16 protein-coding genes are annotated in these 21493 nt (G+C 37.0%); 10 read left to right on the top strand and 6 right to left on the bottom strand.

Annotated elements, in window-relative coordinates; genetic code table 11:
• Window positions 1-135 precede the first annotated feature (135 nt).
• From ltaE to glsB, 4 genes are all read left to right on the top strand, one after another.
• A complete protein-coding gene (ltaE, locus tag H4J62_RS00245) occupies window positions 136-1155 on the top strand; it encodes a low-specificity L-threonine aldolase (protein WP_182213401.1) in 1020 nt (339 codons plus the stop codon).
• A gap of 99 nt (window positions 1156-1254) precedes the next feature.
• On the top strand, window positions 1255-2517 hold the full coding sequence (locus H4J62_RS00240) for a PotD/PotF family extracellular solute-binding protein (RefSeq protein ID WP_182213400.1): 1263 nt from the start codon (window positions 1255-1257) through the stop codon (window positions 2515-2517).
• A 54-nt stretch (window positions 2518-2571) separates the two neighbouring features.
• A complete protein-coding gene (locus H4J62_RS00235; RefSeq protein ID WP_182213399.1) occupies window positions 2572-4881 on the top strand; it encodes an ATP-binding protein in 2310 nt (769 codons plus the stop codon).
• A gap of 479 nt (window positions 4882-5360) precedes the next feature.
• Window positions 5361-6293, top strand: coding sequence for a glutaminase B (glsB, locus tag H4J62_RS00230; protein WP_182213398.1), 933 nt, complete (start codon window positions 5361-5363; stop codon window positions 6291-6293).
• Between the two features lie 105 nt (window positions 6294-6398).
• Here the strand turns inward: glsB and astB are convergent, their stop codons facing one another.
• Complete coding sequence (gene astB / locus H4J62_RS00225) at window positions 6399-7736, bottom strand: N-succinylarginine dihydrolase (RefSeq protein WP_182213397.1); 1338 nt, start codon at window positions 7734-7736, stop codon at window positions 6399-6401.
• A 974-nt stretch (window positions 7737-8710) separates the two neighbouring features.
• Between astB and H4J62_RS00220 the strand changes: the two genes are divergently transcribed.
• The 5 genes from H4J62_RS00220 (at window position 8711) to H4J62_RS00200 (ending at window position 12543) form a co-directional block, all read left to right on the top strand.
• On the top strand, window positions 8711-9592 hold the full coding sequence (locus tag H4J62_RS00220; RefSeq protein WP_231907471.1) for a LysR family transcriptional regulator: 882 nt from the start codon (window positions 8711-8713) through the stop codon (window positions 9590-9592).
• 125 nt (window positions 9593-9717) lie between these two features.
• Entirely contained in the window at window positions 9718-10236 is a 519-nt protein-coding gene (locus H4J62_RS00215) for a hypothetical protein (protein WP_070374721.1), read from the top strand.
• Window positions 10237-10271: 35 nt separating this feature from the next.
• Complete coding sequence (locus tag H4J62_RS00210) at window positions 10272-10409, top strand: hypothetical protein (RefSeq protein WP_157470871.1); 138 nt, start codon at window positions 10272-10274, stop codon at window positions 10407-10409.
• 177 nt (window positions 10410-10586) lie between these two features.
• Window positions 10587-11516, top strand: a complete 930-nt coding sequence (locus tag H4J62_RS00205) for a PDC sensor domain-containing protein (protein WP_182213396.1) — start codon at window positions 10587-10589, stop codon at window positions 11514-11516.
• A gap of 298 nt (window positions 11517-11814) precedes the next feature.
• Complete coding sequence (locus H4J62_RS00200; protein WP_070374723.1) at window positions 11815-12543, top strand: YebC/PmpR family DNA-binding transcriptional regulator; 729 nt, start codon at window positions 11815-11817, stop codon at window positions 12541-12543.
• A 113-nt stretch (window positions 12544-12656) separates the two neighbouring features.
• Here the strand turns inward: H4J62_RS00200 and H4J62_RS00195 are convergent, their stop codons facing one another.
• Genes H4J62_RS00195 through rlmD form a run of 4 tightly spaced genes read right to left on the bottom strand, consistent with a single transcriptional unit; the run spans window position 12657 to window position 17879 of the window.
• Window positions 12657-13460 carry an enoyl-CoA hydratase-related protein gene (locus H4J62_RS00195; RefSeq protein WP_182213395.1) on the bottom strand — a complete coding sequence of 268 codons (804 nt, stop codon included), beginning with the start codon at window positions 13458-13460 and terminating at the stop codon, window positions 12657-12659.
• Complete coding sequence (mazG, locus tag H4J62_RS00190) at window positions 13457-14275, bottom strand: nucleoside triphosphate pyrophosphohydrolase (RefSeq protein ID WP_182213394.1); 819 nt, start codon at window positions 14273-14275, stop codon at window positions 13457-13459. Before mazG ends, H4J62_RS00195 begins: the two co-directional genes overlap by 4 nt.
• 35 nt (window positions 14276-14310) lie before the next feature.
• A complete protein-coding gene (gene relA, locus H4J62_RS00185; RefSeq protein WP_182213392.1) occupies window positions 14311-16518 on the bottom strand; it encodes a GTP diphosphokinase in 2208 nt (735 codons plus the stop codon).
• Window positions 16519-16556: 38 nt separating this feature from the next.
• Window positions 16557-17879: a 23S rRNA (uracil(1939)-C(5))-methyltransferase RlmD gene (gene rlmD / locus H4J62_RS00180; protein WP_182213391.1), complete on the bottom strand. Its 1323-nt coding sequence runs from the start codon at window positions 17877-17879 to the stop codon at window positions 16557-16559.
• Between the two features lie 96 nt (window positions 17880-17975).
• On the opposite strand from rlmD, the gene barA reads away from it, so the two are divergent.
• Window positions 17976-20801: a two-component sensor histidine kinase BarA gene (gene barA, locus H4J62_RS00175; RefSeq protein ID WP_182213389.1), complete on the top strand. Its 2826-nt coding sequence runs from the start codon at window positions 17976-17978 to the stop codon at window positions 20799-20801.
• Between the two features lie 159 nt (window positions 20802-20960).
• Here barA and H4J62_RS00170 read toward each other — a convergent pair whose 3' ends face one another.
• On the bottom strand, window positions 20961-21449 hold the full coding sequence (locus H4J62_RS00170) for a thioredoxin family protein (RefSeq protein WP_182213387.1): 489 nt from the start codon (window positions 21447-21449) through the stop codon (window positions 20961-20963).
• Between the last annotated feature and the right edge of the window lie 44 nt (window positions 21450-21493).

Genomic DNA, 21493 nt, shown 5'->3' with positions numbered 1-21493 from the left:
TGATTGATTTTTATCTGGTATTTAATAAAAAAAATTATCAATGTATGTCTTTTTTAAAATGGTGTTAATTACCTATATTTAGGGCGGCATAACCGTTTATACTTTCTTGCTATTAATATTTTACTTGGATTTAACATGATTGATTTTCGCTCTGACACCGTAACAAGACCCTCCTTGAAAATGCGCAATGCAATGTCGCAGGCAGAGGTTGGTGATGATGTTTATGGTGACGACCCAACAGTAAATGAATTAGAGCAATGGTCTGCCAAACGTCATGGCTTTGATGCTGCACTCTTTTGTAGCTCAGGGACACAAGCAAATCTACTCGCCTTAATGGCACACTGTCAGCGAGGCGACGAGTATTTGTGTGGCCAACAAGCCCACAACTACAAATTTGAAGGTGGTGGCGCGGCAGTACTAGGTTCAATTCAACCGCAACCGATAGAAAATGAGAAAGATGGCACCCTTTGCTTAATTAAGCTTGCCCAAGCGATTAAACCCGATGATTCACATTTTGCTCACACAAAACTGGTTAGCATTGAAAATACCATAAATGGTAAAGTACTGCCGCTACACTATTTAGCAGAACTGCGCGAGTTTGTTAATAAGCATCAATTAAGTTTGCATTTAGATGGCGCGCGCGTATATAACGCTGCGACCGCATTAGACGTAGATATCACTGAGATAGCCCAATATTTTGATAGCATGTCGATTTGTTTATCTAAAGGCTTAGGCGCACCAATTGGCTCATTACTACTAGGTTCAACGCAAATCATAAAGCAGGCAAGAAGATGGCGAAAAGTACTGGGTGGCGGAATGCGTCAAGCCGGTATTCTCTGTGCAGCAGCTAAAATAGCGTTAACCGAAAATGTTGAAAAACTTAAAGTTGACCACGAAAATGCTTATTACTTGGCAGAGCAACTTAATAAAATAAGCGGGTTTACTGTTAATGTAGAGCAAGTCACCACTAATATGGTCTTTGTAAAAGTCGACAGTTCTATCGATATTAATACCATGGCTAACGCGCTAAAAACAAAAAAAATTCTAATATCCCCCAGTGAAAACATGCGTTTGGTAACTCACTTAGATATTAGTAAAGCAGATATTAATAGCTTTATTACAGCGGTAAAAAATCACTTAACGAGCGTAGCTTAAATTTTTAACTAAAAAGTAAATATTGTGCTATTCGTAATAGATTATTTTGATTAATTATCTATACTCGATATATCAAATAAATTATATGCGAAAAATCAAATGGATAAGTCTCGTAGAAGCGTGATTAAGAAAATAGCCTTAGGCGGCGCGGCAACCATAGCCATTGCCAAAGCGCCCTATGTATTTGCGCGCAATAAGGTGACCTTACGCATTTTGGGTACGCATGTAACATTACAAGAAGAATTACGACAAAAAGCGATGGAAGACCTAGGGATAAATTTGATATTTGAGCCTAAAGGTAGCGCTGCAGTTTTACAAAAAGCGTCAATGTTTCCTCAGTCATTTGATCTCTATGAGCAATGGTCAAACAGTATTAATGTGCTTTGGCGCTCTGGTGCTATTCAATCGATAGACAAAAGAAGAATAACCCATTGGGATGAAATTAATAACCTAAGTAAAACAGGAAAAATAACGCAGTCGGCGAAACTCGGTGACGGCGATGCACCTTATAAAATATTACACGTACAAAAAAACAATCAATTAGGCGAAAACCATACCAACGATTTAAGTTTCTTACCCTATGTGCATAATGTTGACTCTTTTGGCTACAACACTGACTTTATTAAAAAAGGCATACCTTACGAGACTGAAAGTTGGGGCTGGCTATTAGATGAAAAATACAGTGGCCGTGTCGGTATTATCAATGCGCCGACCATAGGTCTTTTTGACTTAGCTCTCGCCGCACAAGCTAAGAATCTAATGTCATTTAATAATATTGGCGCCATGACCAAGCCAGAATTAGACAAACTTTTTGGTATATTAATAGGCTTGAAACAAGCAGGTCACTTCAGTGGTTTATGGACTTCGGTGCCTGAGTCGATTCAATTTATGAAATCGGGTCGTGTGGTGATAGAAAGCATGTTTTCTCCTGCTGTAGCCTCACTAAACGGCATGAATGTACCGGTAACTTACGCAGCACCTAAAGAGGGTTATCGCGGTTGGCACGGAGTCATGTGTTTATCTAAGGCGACAACTGGCAAGGTAAAAGACGCAGCCTATGATTATATGAATTGGTGGCTGTCTGGTTGGCCAGGTGCTTACATTGCCAGACAAGGCTATTATATTTCAAACCCTGAGCGTACTGCTCGCTACCTTTCTCCGCAAGAGTGGGATTACTGGTATGACGGAAAACCCGCCGCGATCGACTTAAAAGGTACTGATAATAAAGTATCTGTTTATAAAGGAAATATTCGTCGCGGGGGCAGTTATGAAAAACGATTTAGCAATGTTGCTGTTTGGAATACTGTTATGCCAACCTATGACTATAGCCTGCAAAAGTGGTATGAATTTATTAATGCTTAAACAATCAAATTTTTATGCCAATATAATAAGCATTCAAACTCAAGGGTGCCAGTAATGTTTCGAAGTTTAAAAACACAATTGATGCTTTCGCTCGCCCTCATTATTTTACTTTTTATCGGCCAAGAGACTGTTTCGTATCAGAACCAAAAACGATTAGTAACGGGCTTAGCCTCTAATCAAGAAATAGTTGATGGAGTCGTTCAGGTTAAAGCATTAGAGAAAGATGTTTTAGATTTACAGCGCAATGTGCTTATTTATAAAGAAAATCAAGCTTCTTCAGTATTAAAACGATTAAATGACATGATGAGTTCGGTAACAGGGAAATTAGCTATAACCTCGCTCTTTATCGAAAAAAATAACATTGGCACCGATCAGCAAGTCGCGATAGAGAGTATGCGTGATCACTTAAAAGCTTATCGAGAAAACTTTGATTCGGTTGTCTTACTCATCGATAAAAAAAGTGAATTATTTAATAAAACCATAGTAACTCACCTAAGCCATCTAAATACCATCACCGATGAGGTCTCTAATGGTATTCATCTTAACCAATCTATTCAAACGACTCATGTAACAACCAAGAAACTTGCAGATCTGACTTCGGCCTTACAACTTTCGGCTTATCAATATTTTATACGACCTAATACTGAGAATATTACCAACTTTCAGTCTATTTTTAGCCAAGTAGAAAGTACCGCAGCGCCACTCAATATCGATGGCTTTACTTCAACATTAACCGCTTTATCTAGTGACTTTAATTTGTTGACGCAAGTAACCCGAAATTATAATTACTTAGTCAATGTGGTTATGTCTGGCTCTGCTAACGAATTTTTATATTTAGCAAAAAATTTAAGTGAAGTTGCTTTAACCCATCTTGATTCAAGTAACGCTCAGCTGAACACCCTAGTTGAAGAGTCTGTTATTCGTGGCAATATTATGTTTATTCTTGGTATTTTCCTGACCAGTCTTATTACTGTCTATATTTTGAAAAGACTTATATTTCCAATAGAAAAAGTAACTCAAGTATTTAATGCACTTGCTGAAAATAAAATAATTAATGAAAAGCTTGAACTTAACGTTAATCGCAAAGATGAGATAGGTCATCTAATGAAATCGGCGACTATATTTCAATTAAAAAACAAACAAACCAATGATTTATTACTACAGTCACAACAATTAAATCAACAGCTGGTTCTATCACAAAAAAGGGCTGAACAGGCAACTAAAGCAAAAAGCATGTTTTTAGCAAATATGAGTCACGAAATTAGAACACCGATGAATGGTGTGGTGGGTATGCTGAGTTTATTATCTAACACGCCACTAAACGATGAACAAAAAGAATATATTAATTTGGTAAATTCGAGCTCTGAATCATTGTTGACCTTAATTAATAGTATTTTAGACTACTCTAAAATTGAATCAGGAAAACTAGCAATAGAAAGTATTCATTTTAATGTCACTGATATTATTAACGAAGTCGTCATAATAATGAATGCACTTGCTGAAAAAAAATCATTAGTACTTAACATTAGGTCGATGTCACTTTCACAAAAGACCGTTATTGGCGATCCTACAAGACTTAAACAAATACTGATTAATCTGCTAAGTAATGCCATTAAGTTTACTGAACAAGGCACTATTGACCTTGAAGTTGAACTGACAGAAATAAATAAAGAACAACTTAACTTCTCGTGTAAAGTCAGTGACACAGGTATAGGCCTTTCAGAAGAACAGCAGCAGAATATTTTCACTCCATTTTCTCAAGCTGATAATTCAACCACTCGAAAATATGGCGGTACAGGTTTAGGTTTAACGATTGTAAAACAGTTATGTGAACTTATGTCCGGAGATATAGATATAAAAAGCACCTTAAATAAAGGTAGCTGCTTTTCCTTTTATTTAGTTTATCAAAAACCAGAAAATGATATTACTGACAGTGCTGAGCCAGACATCGCAATTAACCCGGTTAACTTATCCTTTAAAAAAATACTTTTGGTGGAAGACAACAGAATAAATCAAATTGTTGCCACTAAAATTCTAACCAAATTAACGTTAAGCGCCGACATAGCCGTAAATGGTATTCACGCGCTAGAAAAACTAAACTCGTCTAGTTACGATTTAATTTTGATGGACTGTCAGATGCCTGAAATGGATGGCTATCAAACAACTAAAGCTATCCGAGCCGGAGAGGCAGGGAAAGCGCACCAAGATATTGCGATTATCGCTATGACTGCCAATGCGATGAAAGGAGATAAAGAAAGGTGTTTAAGTGCCGGTATGAACGACTACCTGGCTAAACCCATTGATATCAATAAACTCCACCAAAAACTTACGTTTTGGATGAATAAAAATAATAAAACATCATAAAAATAGGGCTTTTAGTATTAATGATGCGATAAAAATCATCAATACTAAAAGTTAAATCGGCGTGTGACTAGGACGACAAGGCCTAAAGCAAAATACCCCATGTTGACGGTTCAGTTACCCCGTGGCTATTGGCTTAGTAACGGCAAAGGATATTTCAATGCGGGTAATATCACTAAGGCCATTAAAACCAATAAATTATAAAAAATAATTTTTCTATTATTTTCACACCACTTATTTATCTTTAAATTTACGTTGCATTATGAAATTTTTTTCAAATTGCACAGATGAATAATCTTGTGCCCATAATCAATGATTATTGATATTTTATAAACTCAAGAAAAAGCTAAAGTGCATGATTAGCTCATTAATTGTTGAGTACTTATTTAAGATCAAAGCGTTAAATAAGTCTCTTTAAGGCAACATCTCGCATTTATTTTGTGCATAATAGCGCCTCTGCACTTTTAACATCGAGCCATTATATGAAAAACAACATAGTTGACTTACAAGGTAAGCTAAACGCATTACTGCTTTCTTACCGTGATAGCTTTGTCGAGGGTGCTGTAGCCGATTATATTCCTGCTCTTGCTAGTGTAAAAGCCGACTTTGCCGGCATAGCAGTCGCGACCATTGACGGAAAAATAGTTGGCGCCGGTGATTATCAGCACGCTTTTTCTATTCAAAGTATTTCAAAAATATTTGGTTTAGTAATGGCGATGAATCGCCTAGGTGATTCTTTGTGGCAACGCGTAAGAATGGAGCCCTCAGGTCAACCTTTCAATTCTATTATTCAGTTGGAGTGGGAAAAAGGTATCCCCAGAAATCCGGTAATAAATGCGGGTGCTTTATTAGTGGCTGACGTATTAACCAGTCATTACTCAGCAAGTAAGTTGGCTTTTTTAGGCTTTGTTAGGAAGCTAGCAAATAATGAAGACATTCGCGTTGACCTTGAAGTTTATCAATCTGAATTCACCCATGGTAATCGTAATGCCGCCCTAGCCTACTTAATGAAAAGCTTTGGTAATATTGAAGCCGAAATTCCAGATGTACTCAGCCATTATTTTACTCAGTGTTCAATTAGCATGAGTTGCGAGCAGCTCGCGCAAAGCTTACTATTTTTAGCCAACAAAGGTGTCGACCCATTAACGAAACGGGTTATTTGTAGTCCAAAAGATGCACATCGCGTTAATGCAATATTGTCAACCAGTGGTATGTATGATCAATCTGGTGAGTTCGCTTTTTCTGTCGGTTTACCAGCTAAAAGTGGTGTGGGTGGTGGTTTAATTGCTATCGTGCCAAATTATGGCGTGATCTGTACATGGAGCCCACCGTTAAACAGTTTTGGTAATTCTGTTGTTGGTATGAAGTTAGTAGAAGGTATTGCAGAAGAATTAGGCTTGTCTATTTACCATTAATCGCTGGCATCAGCTATTTGTGTCTTAAATACCTAGGTTAACTAAAAGCAGCACGTTTCTAGTTAAAAACGGCTGCTCAAAGTCACTTATTGTGCAAGTATATAATTATTGTTGAAAACGATAAACTGCACCTAAAGATAAGATTTGTGAAAGTTCATCTAATGCCGTGCGTGACTCAATAATTAATTGTGGGTCTCGTAAATCATCTATGACTAATTTGTCGCGATAATGACGATTAACCCAAGTCACTAATCGGTTATATAATGCTGGTGTTAGCAAGCAGTCAGGATTAACCCCAAGTAACTCTTGCTCGGTGAGCGCAACTCTTAGGCGTAAACATGCCGGACCACCACCATTTTTCATACTTTCATTGACATCAAAAAACTCAACATGATTTATTGGGTTATCACCAGCAATTAATGTTTGTAGGTAATGATTAACCTGACTATTTTCCCGACAATGCATCGGGGCAATAATAGCCATAGAATTATCAGCTAATGTGACAATTTGAGTATTAAATAAATACGTATTAACCGCTGCTTCAATCGACACTTGCTCGGTTGAAACTTCAAGAAAGTGCAGTTTATCGCCGTTATACTTTCGAGTGACTTCGGCTTTGAATTCTGCCGTATTTAAATATGCTTGCTCATGGTAAAGAAAAACATTCTGGTTACCGACGGCAATCACGTCATTATGAAAAACACCTTGATCGATAATATCGGGGTTTTGTTGAACAAAAACAGCTTTATCTTCAGAAAGGCCATGTAATCTTGCGATCGCCTGACTCGCCTCCAACGTTTGACGAGCAGGAAACTTAACGGGTGCTGGTTTATTTCGATTAAAAGCATAGCGACCATAAGTAAAGATCTCTACACCAGTATCTCCATAGCCTTCACATAATCGCGTATGGTTAGCAGCCCCTTCATCACCAAAGTGTTCATTATCGTTAAGGTGCTGATGATGCTGAAAATACTTATCATCGTTGAACATAGCTTTAAGGATTTTACTGGTCGTTTCAGGTTCGAGTGAACGATGAAACTTATTCGCTAAATTAGCTGAGGTAAAATGGACCTTTTTATCAACCGTATCCGCTGATGGTGAAACGGTTGCTGCATTGGCTGTCCACATCGTTGATGCAGAACAACAAGCGGCGAGTAGTGTTGGCGAAGCTTTATAAGCTGCTGACAATATTTGCGCATCGCTGCCGTGAAAGCCCAATCTTTTAAGCGTATAGAGGTCAGGACGTTCTTGAGGAGCAAATACGCCTTGTTTTAACCCCATATCGTGCAACGCTTTCATTTTTTTCAAACCTTGCAAGGCTGCTTCTTTAGGGTTTGAGCTGTTATTAGTATTTGATAATGAGGCAACATTCCCCTCAGAAAGCCCCGCATAATTATGGGTTGGCCCCACTAAACCATCAAAATTCACTTCGAAACTTTTCATTATTACCTCGACCTTTAAATCATTTTTTTAATTTTTTAACACCATAGTAAAATACGTACCAATCAAAATATTGATCATCAATATATAAAAATTTTATATTAACGTTTAATTTATCAGTAGTCATAGCGTCATTAACTGAACATAACCTGCAACAATCTATAATGTAAATAAAGCGCGTAAGTTGCGAATACCATAAGGGCTATAAGCCCGAAAACACTTATTAATTGTATAAAAATTGATAGATGAAAAAAGTTAACCTATCAGATGAATTTATCTCGTTTGCTGTGACTGACGAATCAATTTACGATGCATTTGTATTTTGAATCTTCCCCGATTCTTTAATAGTACTGCTTATATTGTTAAATTGTTTCATTTTAAGGACATCATTTGATGTCCTTTTTTTTTAGCTTTTTTTTAGCTAGGCGATTAAATAAGCTGACTTTTATAAGATGGATCTTACTTACTGTGCCTAGCGAATAAATTTCTAATGAATGAGCATTATTGATCTCAATTATACTGAATACTGACACTTGCTAATAATTTTACAACGCCCTTGATTACACTATGTTGATGGGTAAAAAATACCTTTTTAATAGCATGATTTATTCCCATTTAATTTTATAGGTGAAAAATATTGATCCATCGAATGAATTTATCTCGTTTGCTGTGCCTAATAAATCAATTTACGATGCAGTTGTTTGTTGAGTCGCTCTAATAATAATTTATAGATTCTTTAAAAACACCTGTTTGTATTGCTAAACTGCTACATTTAAGGACATCATTGATGTCCTTTTTTTCTGCTTATAATTCTATAAACAGATTGTTCTTATAGTGCAAATGAACCAACATGGTGCAAACCGAAAAAAACGGCCGTTTTATAAAAATCGTATTAACAATAATATCAATGAGTTACATTTCGGTATAACTATTGCTATTACTATTTGTCTTCATCAATTTATTTTACTCACATGCCTATTCAAACACCCATCCGTGGTTTACGGTCATTCTGCGTGGCTTCAAAATGTTTAAGCTTCAAACATGCTGCCGCACAATTGTTTTTAACACCTTCAGCGGTTAGCCATCAAATAAAACAGCTAGAGGAACAATTAGGTTTTGACCTCTTTAAAAGAGGAACACGTTCAATAGAGCTAACCAGTTCAGGGAAACAGTTTTATCAATCTATTCAACCGATAATTCATCAGCTTGAATCAACAATTTCGGAGTTCACTCATAATCAACAAAATAAAACTATTGTCATTAGTTTGCCTGAGTTTTTTGCCAGTGAGTTATTTATTCCTCAGTTAAGTACATGGTCTGAAAAAAATCCAGAAATAAACTTACAATTAGAAACGATAAAATCAGGCAGTGAACCCTCACAAATTGCTGATTTATCGATAGTATTGGCGAATGGCAAGCCAAATGCGAGTATTGTTCATGAATTATTCCCTGTGCGTTATACCCCAGCTTGTAATAAAAAACTTTATAAAAAACTTAAAAGCATGGGGACTTCGGCATTAAGAAATACCCCACTGATTTTACACCGCTCTCGTCCTTGGTCATGGCATCAATGGGCCGACAACGTCAATATTAATGATTTTGATCCAAAACAAATTATACAGTTTGACAGTATGTTTGGCGTTGCACGAGCGGCTCAACAAGGAATGGGCATAGCATTAGTGCCTCTTCCAATCAGTAAAACATGGTTTACTGAACAGTTATTAGTAAAACTCTTCGATGAAGAACTCAATACCAATGACAAATACTATTTGATCCAACATGAAAATATGGAAAATAAAACTGAGCTAACTTTATTTGCTGACTGGGTTAAAGAAACCTTCGCCAATAACAACGAATAACGATGCCAATGATAGATGAAATTTATTCACTCAATACGTCGATTTTAATCGTTTGTCTCGCGAAATGAAAATTTCTATAGTAGACCTGCATCAACCGGATGCGCTTTTAAATAGAGAGAAAAAAAATGAAAACTACATTAGCTTTATTAACCCCATTATTGATAACTTTACTAGTAAGTAACCCTGTATCAGCTTTTGAAAGTGACACCGCATTAAAAGTTGCGGTAGTTAAAGATGCCAGAGGTACTCAAGATATTGTTAAAGGCAATTTTAATAAAAGCATTAAGAAACTCACCAAACGCCATCAAGATGAAAGTTCGTATAACAGCCATATGAGTTTATGTGTTGCCTATTTGCAAGCTGATAATGCAGAACAGTCAGAGTTAGCATGTACTGCGGCAATCGACAGTATTGAGGCCATGAACTTAAATAACACCATTGGACTTTACCTTAAGTCATTAAGTTACAGTAATCGTGGTATTTCAAGGTACAAAAACAATGATATTAGCGGTGCCCTAGCTGATTTAAACCAAGCGATATTAATTGATGAAAACACAATTACGTTAGGTAACTTAAAAATTATCAAGCAAAAAGCATATCGATTGGCATCACTTTCAGAAACCTCACCACTGATTGCAGATTAATCAATAACTTAACACTAGATTTCAGGAGATATATCATGATCAAACGCATGCTAAATAGTATTTCATCTTTTACCAGTTTACTCATTAACATCAAGCACTTATCTGTGAGTCAGTGGGATATTGAAGAAACAGAGAATAGCCAAAATTTTAACGAAATTCGACAACCAAGGTAAATGAATGGCTTATTTAATAAACGGTAGCAGCGCAAGCAGAAATCGCTAAATATTTCAGGATATCAATGGCGTTGCTACTTTCCCACCCAGCTTATTCATAATATAAACACCTGTAGGTTAACCCTATTCAACTTGCTACTCCCCCCTAAATAATATTTATCATCAAAGTAGAGTTTAATGAATTATATAAGTGTAATAGATAGATATCATGAATATCACAATGCTATTCATGAACTTATGGCGTCAATCGTCGCAGGAGCCTTTGATGAAAACTTTTTTAAAGACGAAACCCTGCTACAAACTTCAATGCTCTGGCTAACTAAACATTACCCTTTTATTGAGTTGATGTTCACTTTAGATAGCGATGGCGTTCAAAGTAGTAAAAATATTTCTAAGAAGAATAATATAAATAAAAGTATTGCCGAAGGCCTTGGGATAGACCGCTCTTATCGCCCCTATTATATAAAGGCAGATAAAAATAATACCATCATTGTTACTGAGCCTTATTTATCAACCTCTAGCCATAATCTATGTATTTCTACATCAATGAAATATGCTAATAAAAATGGTGATGTTATTGGTGTATTGGTGATTGATATTAACTTAGCTCAAGCCATTGAATTTTTAATGGGGGATGTAAAAAGAAAAAAATTCCATCCTTTTTTCGTCAGTGTCTATTCATGTATTGTCGTTGGACTATTCTTTATTGTCGGTATTCTTTTATATTCTGCCGGTAGCGAAATAGTTAATTTATTACTCTCACCAACCCCTGAAGATCTACAAATAAAACCTTTTGGTATTATTATTTTTCTGACCTTAGCACTGGCCATTTTCGACTTAGGCAAAACAACGATAGAAGAAGAAGTGTTAATGCAAAAAGATATATTACGCCATAGTTCAACAAGACGAACAATAACTCGATTTATTGCCACTATCTTAATTGCCGTTTCAATAGAAGCTTTATTGCTAATGTTTAAGTCAGTACTTGGCTCCCCTGAATATTTAGTTAATGCTGTTGCTATGATGGCTACTTCAGTTGGCCTACTTGTTGGTTTAGGCCTATATGTTTACCTTGGCGCAAAAGCAGAAACACTACTAAAAAAATAACACTTTCCAATGAAGATAATAAAAAAAGATTACCTTAGTGTCTATTTCATTTAAATGGCTGACAATATTCACTGTTATTACTGACAGAAGTTATTTAAGGTTTTACTAAAATCATGTCAGTTTATCTTTAGCAATATTTTGCTCCACTAATTAACCAAGAGTTCAAGTCCCTTAGCTATGATTTAATGGCGTTCAAAATAAAAATATCGATGATTAATTCACTACAGGCTAGTCAAAATTGACTTCAGCGGGTAGAATCTAGCCCATCAATTTATTAAGAACGACGAGATGCATTCAGATGGGCAGAGCATACCAAAATCGCAAATTATCAATGGCGAAAACAGCAGGCGCAAAAACTAAAGTTTATTCAAAATACGGTAAAGCAATTTATGTAAGTGCCAAAGAAGGCGGTGTTGACCCAGATGGTAACCTAACACTACGTGGCTTAATCGATAGAGCTAAAAAAGATCAAGTACCTACTCACGTCATTGAAAATGCAATAAAGAAAGCATCAGGCGCTGGAGGCGAAGATTTTGTTGCCGCAAGGTATGAAGGTTTTGGTCCAGGTAACTGTATGGTTATTATTGATTGTTTAACGGATAACGGTAATAGAACGATTAAAGATGTTCGCCAATGTTTTACCAAGACCTATTCTAAAATTGGTTCATCGGGCACCGTTTCTCATATGTTTAATCATCAAGCTGTCTTTGCTTTTCAAGGCGAAGATGATGAAACTGTATTAGAAACCTTAATGATGGCTGACATTGATGTAACAGATGTTGAACTTGAAGACGGTATCATTACTGTTTATGCACCACATACTGAGTTTTTCAAAATAAAAACTGAATTTGCTAATTCAATGCCAGAGTTTGATTTAGAAGTTGAAGAAATCACTTGGGTACCGCAAACCTACACTGAAATTACCGGTGAAGATGACACAGCAAATTTCGAGAAATTTATCGCTATGTTAGATGATTGTGATGATGTACAAAACGTTTATCATAATGCCGATATTGCAGAGTCGTAATTTGCAACAGTATTAAGTCCAGGATGTCTGTTATCAGACATCCTGTTTTCTACTATATCAATATGTATCAACCTTATATGCTGTTCACATCGGTGTTAAAGGGGAACGCTCCTTTATTTAGCCAGCTTTTCCATCATCACGTTTACCGCGTCTAAATGCTCAGGGTTGTTATGACACATTCCTTGAAATACCGCACAAATATCAAGAAAGTCTGGTAAGTCGGTACGTTGTGCCATTTTCATTAACCGCTTAGTTAAACGCATTGCCGCCGTTGGTTTACTGGCAATTTCATTTGCTAAAGCCATAACGTTATCCATTAAACACTCAGCATCAACAACATTTAACACCACCCCCATTTCTTTCGCTTCATCGGCATTAATTATTCTGCCTGTAAAAGTTAACTCCGCGGCTTTTTGATAACCAATAACTCGCTGCATAAACCATGCACCACCATCCCCTGGAATAAGACCTAAATTAGCAAATGTTTCGCCAAACTTAGCTTTTGTTGAGGCTATTCGGATATCACACATATTAGCAACATCGAAACCGGCACCGATTGCTGCACCATTAACAGCAGCAATAATAGGGACTTCACATTTATGTAATGCTAGTGGAATGCGCTGAATTCCTTGACGATAACGAGCTTCAAGTTCTTGTACATCACCAGCAAAATCACCACCACGTTCAGCCATATCTTTAATATTTCCCCCCGATGAAAACGCAGAGCCGGCACCGGTAATAATCAGCACAGCCACATCAGCCGTTTTATTAACCCACTCGACGGTGGTAACAATATCATCAGCAATTGCGGTACTTGTTAGCGCATTACGTACGTCATGGCGATTAAAGGTTAGCGTAGCAATATTATTATCTAGTGCGAGTAGACAGTCGGCTAATTGGGGAAGATTTTCTTTCATCGTTGTTTCTCATCAAGTTTGACTTGTTGCCAATATTCTTCAAGTTTTTCTAGCGAATGTTGTTCAAATTCTACGCCAGAGCTTGCCACTTGTTTTTCAACACCATGAAACCGTTTTGTAAATTTCTGATTTGCTTGGCGTAATAACTGCTCAGGGTCTTGTTTGGCATGGCGACAAAGATTGACAACGGCAAACATTAAGTCACCTAATTCTTCAGCGAGCGCTTGCGGATTATTTTGCTCAATTTCAAGATGAACTTCTTCGACTTCTTCGACAACCTTAGCAAAGACATCTTCAATGTTATGCCAGTCAAAACCAGCATGTGCGCAGCGTTTTTGAATTTTAGCGGCTTGAGAAAGTGCGGGTAAATTTCGCGGAATATCGGCTAAAATACTGATGTGTTCGTTGAGGTTTTTTTGTTGTCTTTCTTGCGCTTTTTCATTTTCCCAATTGGCATTAATCTCTGCATCAGATGTTAGATTTTTATCGCCAAAGACATGAGGGTGTCGACGAATGAGTTTCTCACAAATGGCCGCGACGACACTGTCAAAATCAAATTGTTTTTGTTCTTGCCCGAGCTGACTATAGAAAACAATCTGAAATAACAAGTCACCTAATTCTTTTTCTAATTCTGAGAAGTCTTGCTGTTCAACAGCGTCAATGACCGCATCAGCAACTTCGTAGGCTTCTTCAATGGTATGCGGTACTATCGAAGCAAAGTCTTGCTTGATATCCCACGGGCACCCTGTTTTAGGGTCGCGTAACTCGGTCATGATCCAACGTAGCTTATTCATTGAGGCTTGTTCAGTTAACATATTTATACATTTTCCATAAGGTAGATAAAATACAACTAGAGTCGCTTAACTTCTAATACATCATCAAGTTGAAGTAATTTGCCAATTAAACGTCCTAATATTTCATTATTTGGAATTTCAATATTTAACAACATAGCGACTGTTTGCTTGCTTGGATCAGAACGGCTTTCCATGCCAACAATACTGACCCGTTCATTGGAAACAATCGTAGAAATATCACGCACTAAACCTTGACGGTCACTCGCTATAACTTTCACTGTTGCTAGATAGCTCTGTTGATTCTGCTCACCCCATTGTACTTCTACTTCTCGTTCAGGTTGCTGAACTAACGAATTCGCTAATTGGTCACAATCATTGCGATGCACCGAGATACCCCGTCCCTGAGTAATAAAGCCAGCAATATCATCGCCTGGCACCGGATGACAACATTTTGCCATATGCGTTAATAAATTACCGACACCCGATACCGTAATGCCATTAGCATCGGTTTGAGATTTTTGTTGTGCCTGTTGAGGTTTGACCAAACTTTGTGGGTCAAGATCTACCGGTGGTTTGTTTTTCTCGTCATGATATTGCAAATGATTAATCACTTGCATTAAACGGGCATTACCTGAGCCAATAGCTGCATATAAATCATCAATCGATTTTATATTAAAGCGCCTACTCGCTGACATTAAATCAGTCTCGGTCAAATCGATTTTAGATAATTCTGTCTCTAACTGTTCTTTACCTATGGCAATATGTTTATCACGGTCGAGTAATCTAAAAAAATGTTGAATTTTTGACCGTGTTCTAGGTGCATGGGTATAATGCAGATTAGGGTTTAACCAATCACGACTTGGATTAGGTGTTTTACTGGTTAACACTTCGACTTGATCGCCTGTTTTTAAGCGGTAAGTAAAAGGTACAATCCGTCCAGAGACTTTCGCGCCGATGCAACAATGACCTACATTTGAATGAATATAGTAAGCAAAATCTAAAGGTGTAGAGCCAGCAGGTAAATCAATAACATCGCCGTTAGGTGTAAATACATAAATACGGTCTTCAAAGACCTGACTACGTAATTCATCGAGTAAATCGCCACTTTCGCTGACGTCATCTTGCCATTGTAAAATTTTTCTTAGCCAGCTAACTTTTTCATCAAAACCAGTTTTTTTATCCGTGTTCTTACTGCCAGTGCTGCCTTCTTTATAACGCCAATGAGCCGCAACACCCATTTCTGCATCATCGTGCATTTGCTGAGTTCTTATTTGTACTTCTACTGATTTGCCTTCTGGACCTAATACAACCGTATGAATCGATTGATAACCATTAGGTTTTGGTGTGGCGACATAATCATCAAATTCGTTAGGTAAATGCTGCCAACTGGTATGAACTATACCTAATGCGCCATAACAATCTTGAAGTTTATCAACAACAACCCTCACGGCTCTAACATCAAAAAGTTGTTCAAAACCAAGCGATTTTTGCTGCATTTTTTTCCAAATGCTAAAAATATGCTTGGGCCGACCATACACTTCACCGGCAATATTTAAATCTTGTAATTGCCCACTAAGATTACTCACAAAATTAGCCATATATTGTTCACGGTCTAAGCGTTTTTCATCTAATTGTTGGGCTATATTTTTGTACACCTTGGGATGAAGGTAGCGAAAGGAAATATCTTCAAGCTCCCATTTTAATTGACCAATGCCTAGTCTATTAGCGAGAGGTGCATAAATATTGGCGGTTTCTTTGGCAGCTAAAACTCGCGTTTCTTCATCGGCATTTTTTACCAGCCTTAAGTAACAGACTCGCTCGGCAAGTTTAATAACAACAGCACGAACATCGTCAACCATGGCAACTAACATCTTACGAATATTATCAACTTGATTGGCCGACACTTGATTAGACTGGCCTTGCTGTAATGTCTTTATCGCTTGCATTTGGCTAACGCCATTACATAAATTTAGAATTTTCTTAGAAAAGTTTTCTTCTATATATTCTAATGATATGCATTGGTATTCATATAACGGCAGTAAAAATGCAGCACATAAAGAATCGCGATCTAAATTCAAACTGGCGAGGATCTCAACCATCTCTAAAGACTTAGTCTGGCATTCTTGCTGGTCAACATAAAAATCACTGACTTGCTGCCAAAGCTTTTCAAGTGCTTGATTTTTTTGTTCACTAAGCTCCAATGAACTTAACCATTGCTCAAAATTTATTTCCGATATTTGATGAGATTTACGTACCGAAACCATAAAAATAACCTACTAAATTTTAGAAAAAAAATGAATGTCTACTTCACAAACAATACCATAGTCTCAATATGCTTTGTTTGAGAAAACATATCCATTAAGGATATTTTTTCAATGCGATAACCCTGTGCTAGCAATAATTCACTATCTTTGGCTAAGGTTGCCGGATCACAACTGACATATAGCACGCTATTAATATTTAAATGTACTAATTGTTGTAACGCTTGATAAGCGCCAGCACGCGCGGGATCTAATAGCAGCTTAGTATATTTTTTATTTGCCCAAGCTTCCTCTTTCCAATGACTATTTAAGTCAGCTTGATAAAACTCACAATTACTTAAACCATTTTGCAAAGCGTTTTTATGCGCGTTGCTGACCATAAGTTCAACACCTTCAATACCTACAACTTGCGCAACTTTTTTAGCTATTGGTAAGCTAAAATTACCTAAACCACAAAATAAATCTAAAACAATATCTTGCTCGGTCAAGTTTAACCATTGAATGGCTTGATTTATCATGCTTTTATTAACTTGGTGGTTAACCTGAATAAAGTTGTCGCTACTAAAAGAAATAACAATATTGTCAGCTAAACTATAGTGCAAACTAGTTAAAGTCGCTTTATCGAGCGTTACTACCTCTTTACCTAAGTCAAAGAGAACATCACAAGAAAAATCATCACTGAATGCTTGCCAGTGACTTTTATCTTGCTTGGTCAGCGGCTCTAACTGGCGCACGACTACCGTCACTTTTTCTGTGGCAATAACTTCAATATGACCGATAGCATTTTTACCTGATAATTTTTTTAGTAATGTTCTTAAGGGTAAAAAGATATTATTTACCGGCTCGATAAGTACAGGGCAACTTTTAATATTAATCAGCTGATTGCTGCCCCGTTGTCTAAAACCAATAATGGCTTGGCCTGCTTTATTATACTGCACACCAATACGCGCCTTGCGGCGATAATGCCAAGGCTGGCTGACGATAGGCGCTTGCCAAGGAAGTGACTGCTCGTGGTTGCTTCGCGAAAATAAATCACTGACCTTCTGCTGCTTAAAATCAAGCTGAGTACTAATGGCTAAATGCTGTAAATCACAGCCGCCACAACTGAGAAAGTGCTGGCACTTAGCGGCAACACGCCGTTTATTAGCAACGGATACGTCAATTAACTTGCCACGACTATATTTGTTTTTTTGTTCAATAACCTTCACTTTTACAACTTCATCAGGTAAAGCACCATCAATAAATATAGGCTTTTTATTGTGTAAACCTACGCCACAGCCGTTAATATCAAGACGAGTAACCTTGATACTAACTTCTTGACCTAGTTCTTGTTTTTTAGCTGTTGCTTTAAAAAAATTCGCCATAACGAAATATACCTGTTAAGTGCTATAAATTTATATGACGATATGCCATGATAAGGTTATTCAATGTCATGATTTTACACTAAAGTTCAGCAGATAATGCATAAAATAAGTCTGAAAGATTGGGTAATTTTACTTACCATAGTGCCAACCACTTTGATCGCTTTCTCGATAGCTAGCTATTTTTCATATAGCCGTTATGACGAATTAAATACGTTTTTAACGCAGCGCTCTCAAAGTATTATTGAACCCCTAGCAATTGCTAGCTCTTTAGGTATGTTAAACAAAGATCGTGTTCAACTGCGTAATCTGATGAATTTCACCCATCGCAGTCAATCATCAATTATCAAAAGTATTGCTGTTTTTACTAAAGATAACCAAGTTTTTGTCACCAGCTCTTACCACGGTGACGCCAATTTATTACGTCTAAAAGCAGGGCAAGTTATTCCCAACAGCACTATTTTCTCTAAAAATGGTGATGATTTTATTTTTCATAGTCCTATTATTAATGAAACTTTGATAAATGAGGCAACTCGCTCAATGTCTCAAGATAATATTGGCTATATTGCTATGCAGATTGACAGCAGTAATATACGTTTAAAACAACAAGACCAGATGCTATTTTCTTTTCTTATTGTCTTGCTTGGCAGTGTTTTTAGTGCATTTTTCTCTTATCGATTGATTAAAAACTTTACGCGTCCAATAGACGCTATGGTACTTGCCGTTGATCGTATTAGAGAAGGAAAACTAGAGAGTCGAGTCACAGGACAATTAATTGGTGAATTAAACTTTTTGAAAAACGGTGTCAATGCGATGGCACAATCATTAGGTGATTACCAAGAAGAAATGCAAGGCAGCATAGATCAAGCCACGACCGATTTACGAGAAAGTTTAGAGCAATTTGAAATACAAAACGTTGAACTTGATATCGCTAAACGAAAAGCACAAGAAGCGAATAAAGTTAAATCAGAATTTTTAGCCAATATGAGTCACGAACTGCGCACACCACTTAATGGTGTTATTGGTTTTACTCGCCAGGTATTAAAGACACCGCTGACTATTACCCAGCGCGATTATTTACAAACCATAGAGCGATCCTCAGCTAACTTGTTAGCCATTATTAATGATATTTTAGATTTTTCGAAATTAGACGCTGGAAAAATGGTTATCGAAAACATTCCTTTCTCGATGCGAGCAGCGGTCGAGGAAACATTAACATTGCTTGCGCCAACATCTCATAAGAAAAATATTGAGTTATCTTTACGTGTTAATCCGCAATTACCTGATGCTCTCATTGGTGATGCTATGCGAATTAAGCAGGTATTGATCAACCTGACCAGCAACGCCATGAAATTCACTGACAAAGGTTCTGTTGATATTGATGTCGACAGCGAACGCATTGAAAATAATATTGCGGTTTTAAAAGTAACAATTAAAGATACTGGTATTGGTATGAACCATGAGCAACAGAAAACTATTTTTGAGGCTTTTGGTCAAGCTGATAAAAGTGTTACGCGGCTTTATGGTGGCACAGGATTAGGCTTAGTTATTTCTCAACGCTTAGTCACTGAAATGAACGGCAATATGGGTTTTTCTACCGAGCAAGGTCAAGGTTCAACATTTTGGTTTACTTTTCGTTGTGAAGTAAATCCTATCTCTATTGATAATATTTTTGATAATCATGAGTTAGCAGGTAAAAGTGTTCTTTATTTTGAACCTCATACGCATAGCCGTATTGCGACCAGCGAAATTCTTACCGATTGGAACTTGGCTGTTCATCCGGTCCAAAACTTAGTACAAGTTAACGATTTATTGAATGAAAAGGTACATTTTGATTTTGCTCTAATAAGTCATGATATAACGCCGACAGCGTTAGTTGAGCTAAAAGAGCTTATCGTCACACTCTCAAAAAACGTGACTCAAATTCATTTAGCGATTAACAGTAACTCGCCAAATTTACAGGAAGCATTGATCGCTTGTGGAGCGAAAAGCTGTTTAAGTAAACCCATTACGCCAGAGCGATTAAATAAGGTACTGTTACCGAGAAATCACCTGCTAGATATCGTGAGATCAACGTCAGAAGACAATAAAATTCCAGTTAAAATTTTGGCGGTTGACGATAATGAAGCCAATTTAAAGCTTATTAATGAACTTTTACTCGAACAAGTCAATGAGGTTACTACTGTCGTCAATGGCCAAGAAGCGGTAGATATTTGTAAACATGAAAAATTTGCAATGATATTCATGGATATTCAAATGCCGATAATGGATGGCATCTCCGCGCTAAAAAGCATTAAAGCAATCACTTTTAATGACAATACTCCCGTGATCGCAGTAACCGCCCATGCCCTTAAAGAAGAAAAAGATAAACTGTTGAAACTGGGCTTTGACTCTTATATGACTAAGCCTATTGACGAAGCTATGTTACGTCACTGTATTTATGAATATTGTGATTTAACACAGCCACAAAATATTAAAACAATGAAAAATAAAAATATCGATAACACAGATTTAAATCAACAAGCTTTTGATACTAACAACGCAACGATTATGCACCGACGAAACCATCAAGTAATTGACTGGCCTTTAGCATTAAAACGAGCAGGCAATAAAGAAGAACTTGCCAAAGAGATGTTTAAAGGTTTAGTGCAAAGCCTGCCTGAAACAAAACTGAATATTTCTGAAGCATTGACCTCGCAAGATGTTGAGCAATTAAAAGTACTTATTCATAAGCTTAACGGTGCTTGCTGTTACTCGGGTGTACCCAGCCTAGGACGTGTTGTTCATCAGATAGAAACAGAACTGAAAAGTGGTGTCACTATCGATGACTTAGAACCTGAATTTTTTGAATTCTTTGAACACATTGATAATGTCATTAATCAAGCACCAGAAGTTTTTAATAAAAAGCCTAACATTGAGCACTAATAATTATTTGATAATACTTTAGCTTTAAAAAAAAAGTGACACCGCTAGGGTTATTGGCTCAATGACTTACTTAAGGTTAAATATAGGCGTTAGCGCTTCGGTAAAGGTGACCAGGTTAAAGCTGATAGCAGGACCTGAAAGGCTATGAATATTCAAAGGCTAATCAAGTAACAGCTGATTAATATCGGCAACTAAACTAGTATTGGGCCTTTCAATAATTCGCCCCAGCTCTTCGGTTTTACTTTCATCTCGATAAACAACGATAGTTGGCGTGTATTTGACATTATTTTCTTTGGCTAATTGCTGTGGGTCTTCTTTTTGGTAATCGAGTGCAATAAGTGTCGCACTAATTTGCTTATTGCCTTGCAGTAATTTAAGTAGTTTAGGCACTTCACGTTCACTGTCATGACACCAAGTCGCAAAATAAATGTCTATTTTTAACGATTCAGGCCACTGCGCAACAATTTCTTTTTCTTGCTCAGTAATTAAAGACTCATTGAAGTTTTTATTAAAAGCACTAAAGTCACTCAACAATCTAGCTTCACTGATCACACCTAAGGCAAAGCCATTATTATCCTCCGCGTGAACTGATAATGACAATAGATGGCAAAAAGCTATAGTGAATACTGTGAGTAGGACTTTTATCATTGCGACTCTGCTTATGTTATATCCGTGCGACTGCAACCTAGCTG

Source organism: Colwellia sp. BRX8-5, assembly GCF_014077325.1.
Classification (GTDB): Bacteria; Pseudomonadota; Gammaproteobacteria; order Enterobacterales; family Alteromonadaceae; genus Colwellia_A.
Note: the sequence above shows the minus strand (reverse complement) of the source record. Positions and strands in the feature narration are given on the sequence as shown.

Excerpts from the sequence above, each read along its gene's own strand:
- ltaE (WP_182213401.1), top strand. The coding sequence starts at position 136 with ATGATTGATTTTCGCTCTGACACCGTAACAAGACCCTCCTTGAAAATG.
- H4J62_RS00240 (WP_182213400.1), top strand. The coding sequence starts at position 1,255 with ATGGATAAGTCTCGTAGAAGCGTGATTAAGAAAATAGCCTTAGGCGGC.
- H4J62_RS00235 (WP_182213399.1), top strand. The coding sequence starts at position 2,572 with ATGTTTCGAAGTTTAAAAACACAATTGATGCTTTCGCTCGCCCTCATT.
- glsB (WP_182213398.1), top strand. The coding sequence starts at position 5,361 with ATGAAAAACAACATAGTTGACTTACAAGGTAAGCTAAACGCATTACTG.
- astB (WP_182213397.1), bottom strand. The coding sequence starts at position 7,736 with ATGAAAAGTTTCGAAGTGAATTTTGATGGTTTAGTGGGGCCAACCCAT.
- H4J62_RS00215 (WP_070374721.1), top strand. The coding sequence starts at position 9,718 with ATGAAAACTACATTAGCTTTATTAACCCCATTATTGATAACTTTACTA.
- H4J62_RS00210 (WP_157470871.1), top strand. The coding sequence starts at position 10,272 with ATGATCAAACGCATGCTAAATAGTATTTCATCTTTTACCAGTTTACTC.
- H4J62_RS00205 (WP_182213396.1), top strand. The coding sequence starts at position 10,587 with ATGAATTATATAAGTGTAATAGATAGATATCATGAATATCACAATGCT.
- H4J62_RS00200 (WP_070374723.1), top strand. The coding sequence starts at position 11,815 with ATGGGCAGAGCATACCAAAATCGCAAATTATCAATGGCGAAAACAGCA.
- H4J62_RS00195 (WP_182213395.1), bottom strand. The coding sequence starts at position 13,460 with ATGAAAGAAAATCTTCCCCAATTAGCCGACTGTCTACTCGCACTAGAT.
- mazG (WP_182213394.1), bottom strand. The coding sequence starts at position 14,275 with ATGTTAACTGAACAAGCCTCAATGAATAAGCTACGTTGGATCATGACC.
- relA (WP_182213392.1), bottom strand. The coding sequence starts at position 16,518 with ATGGTTTCGGTACGTAAATCTCATCAAATATCGGAAATAAATTTTGAG.
- rlmD (WP_182213391.1), bottom strand. The coding sequence starts at position 17,879 with ATGGCGAATTTTTTTAAAGCAACAGCTAAAAAACAAGAACTAGGTCAA.
- barA (WP_182213389.1), top strand. The coding sequence starts at position 17,976 with ATGCATAAAATAAGTCTGAAAGATTGGGTAATTTTACTTACCATAGTG.
- H4J62_RS00170 (WP_182213387.1), bottom strand. The coding sequence starts at position 21,449 with ATGATAAAAGTCCTACTCACAGTATTCACTATAGCTTTTTGCCATCTA.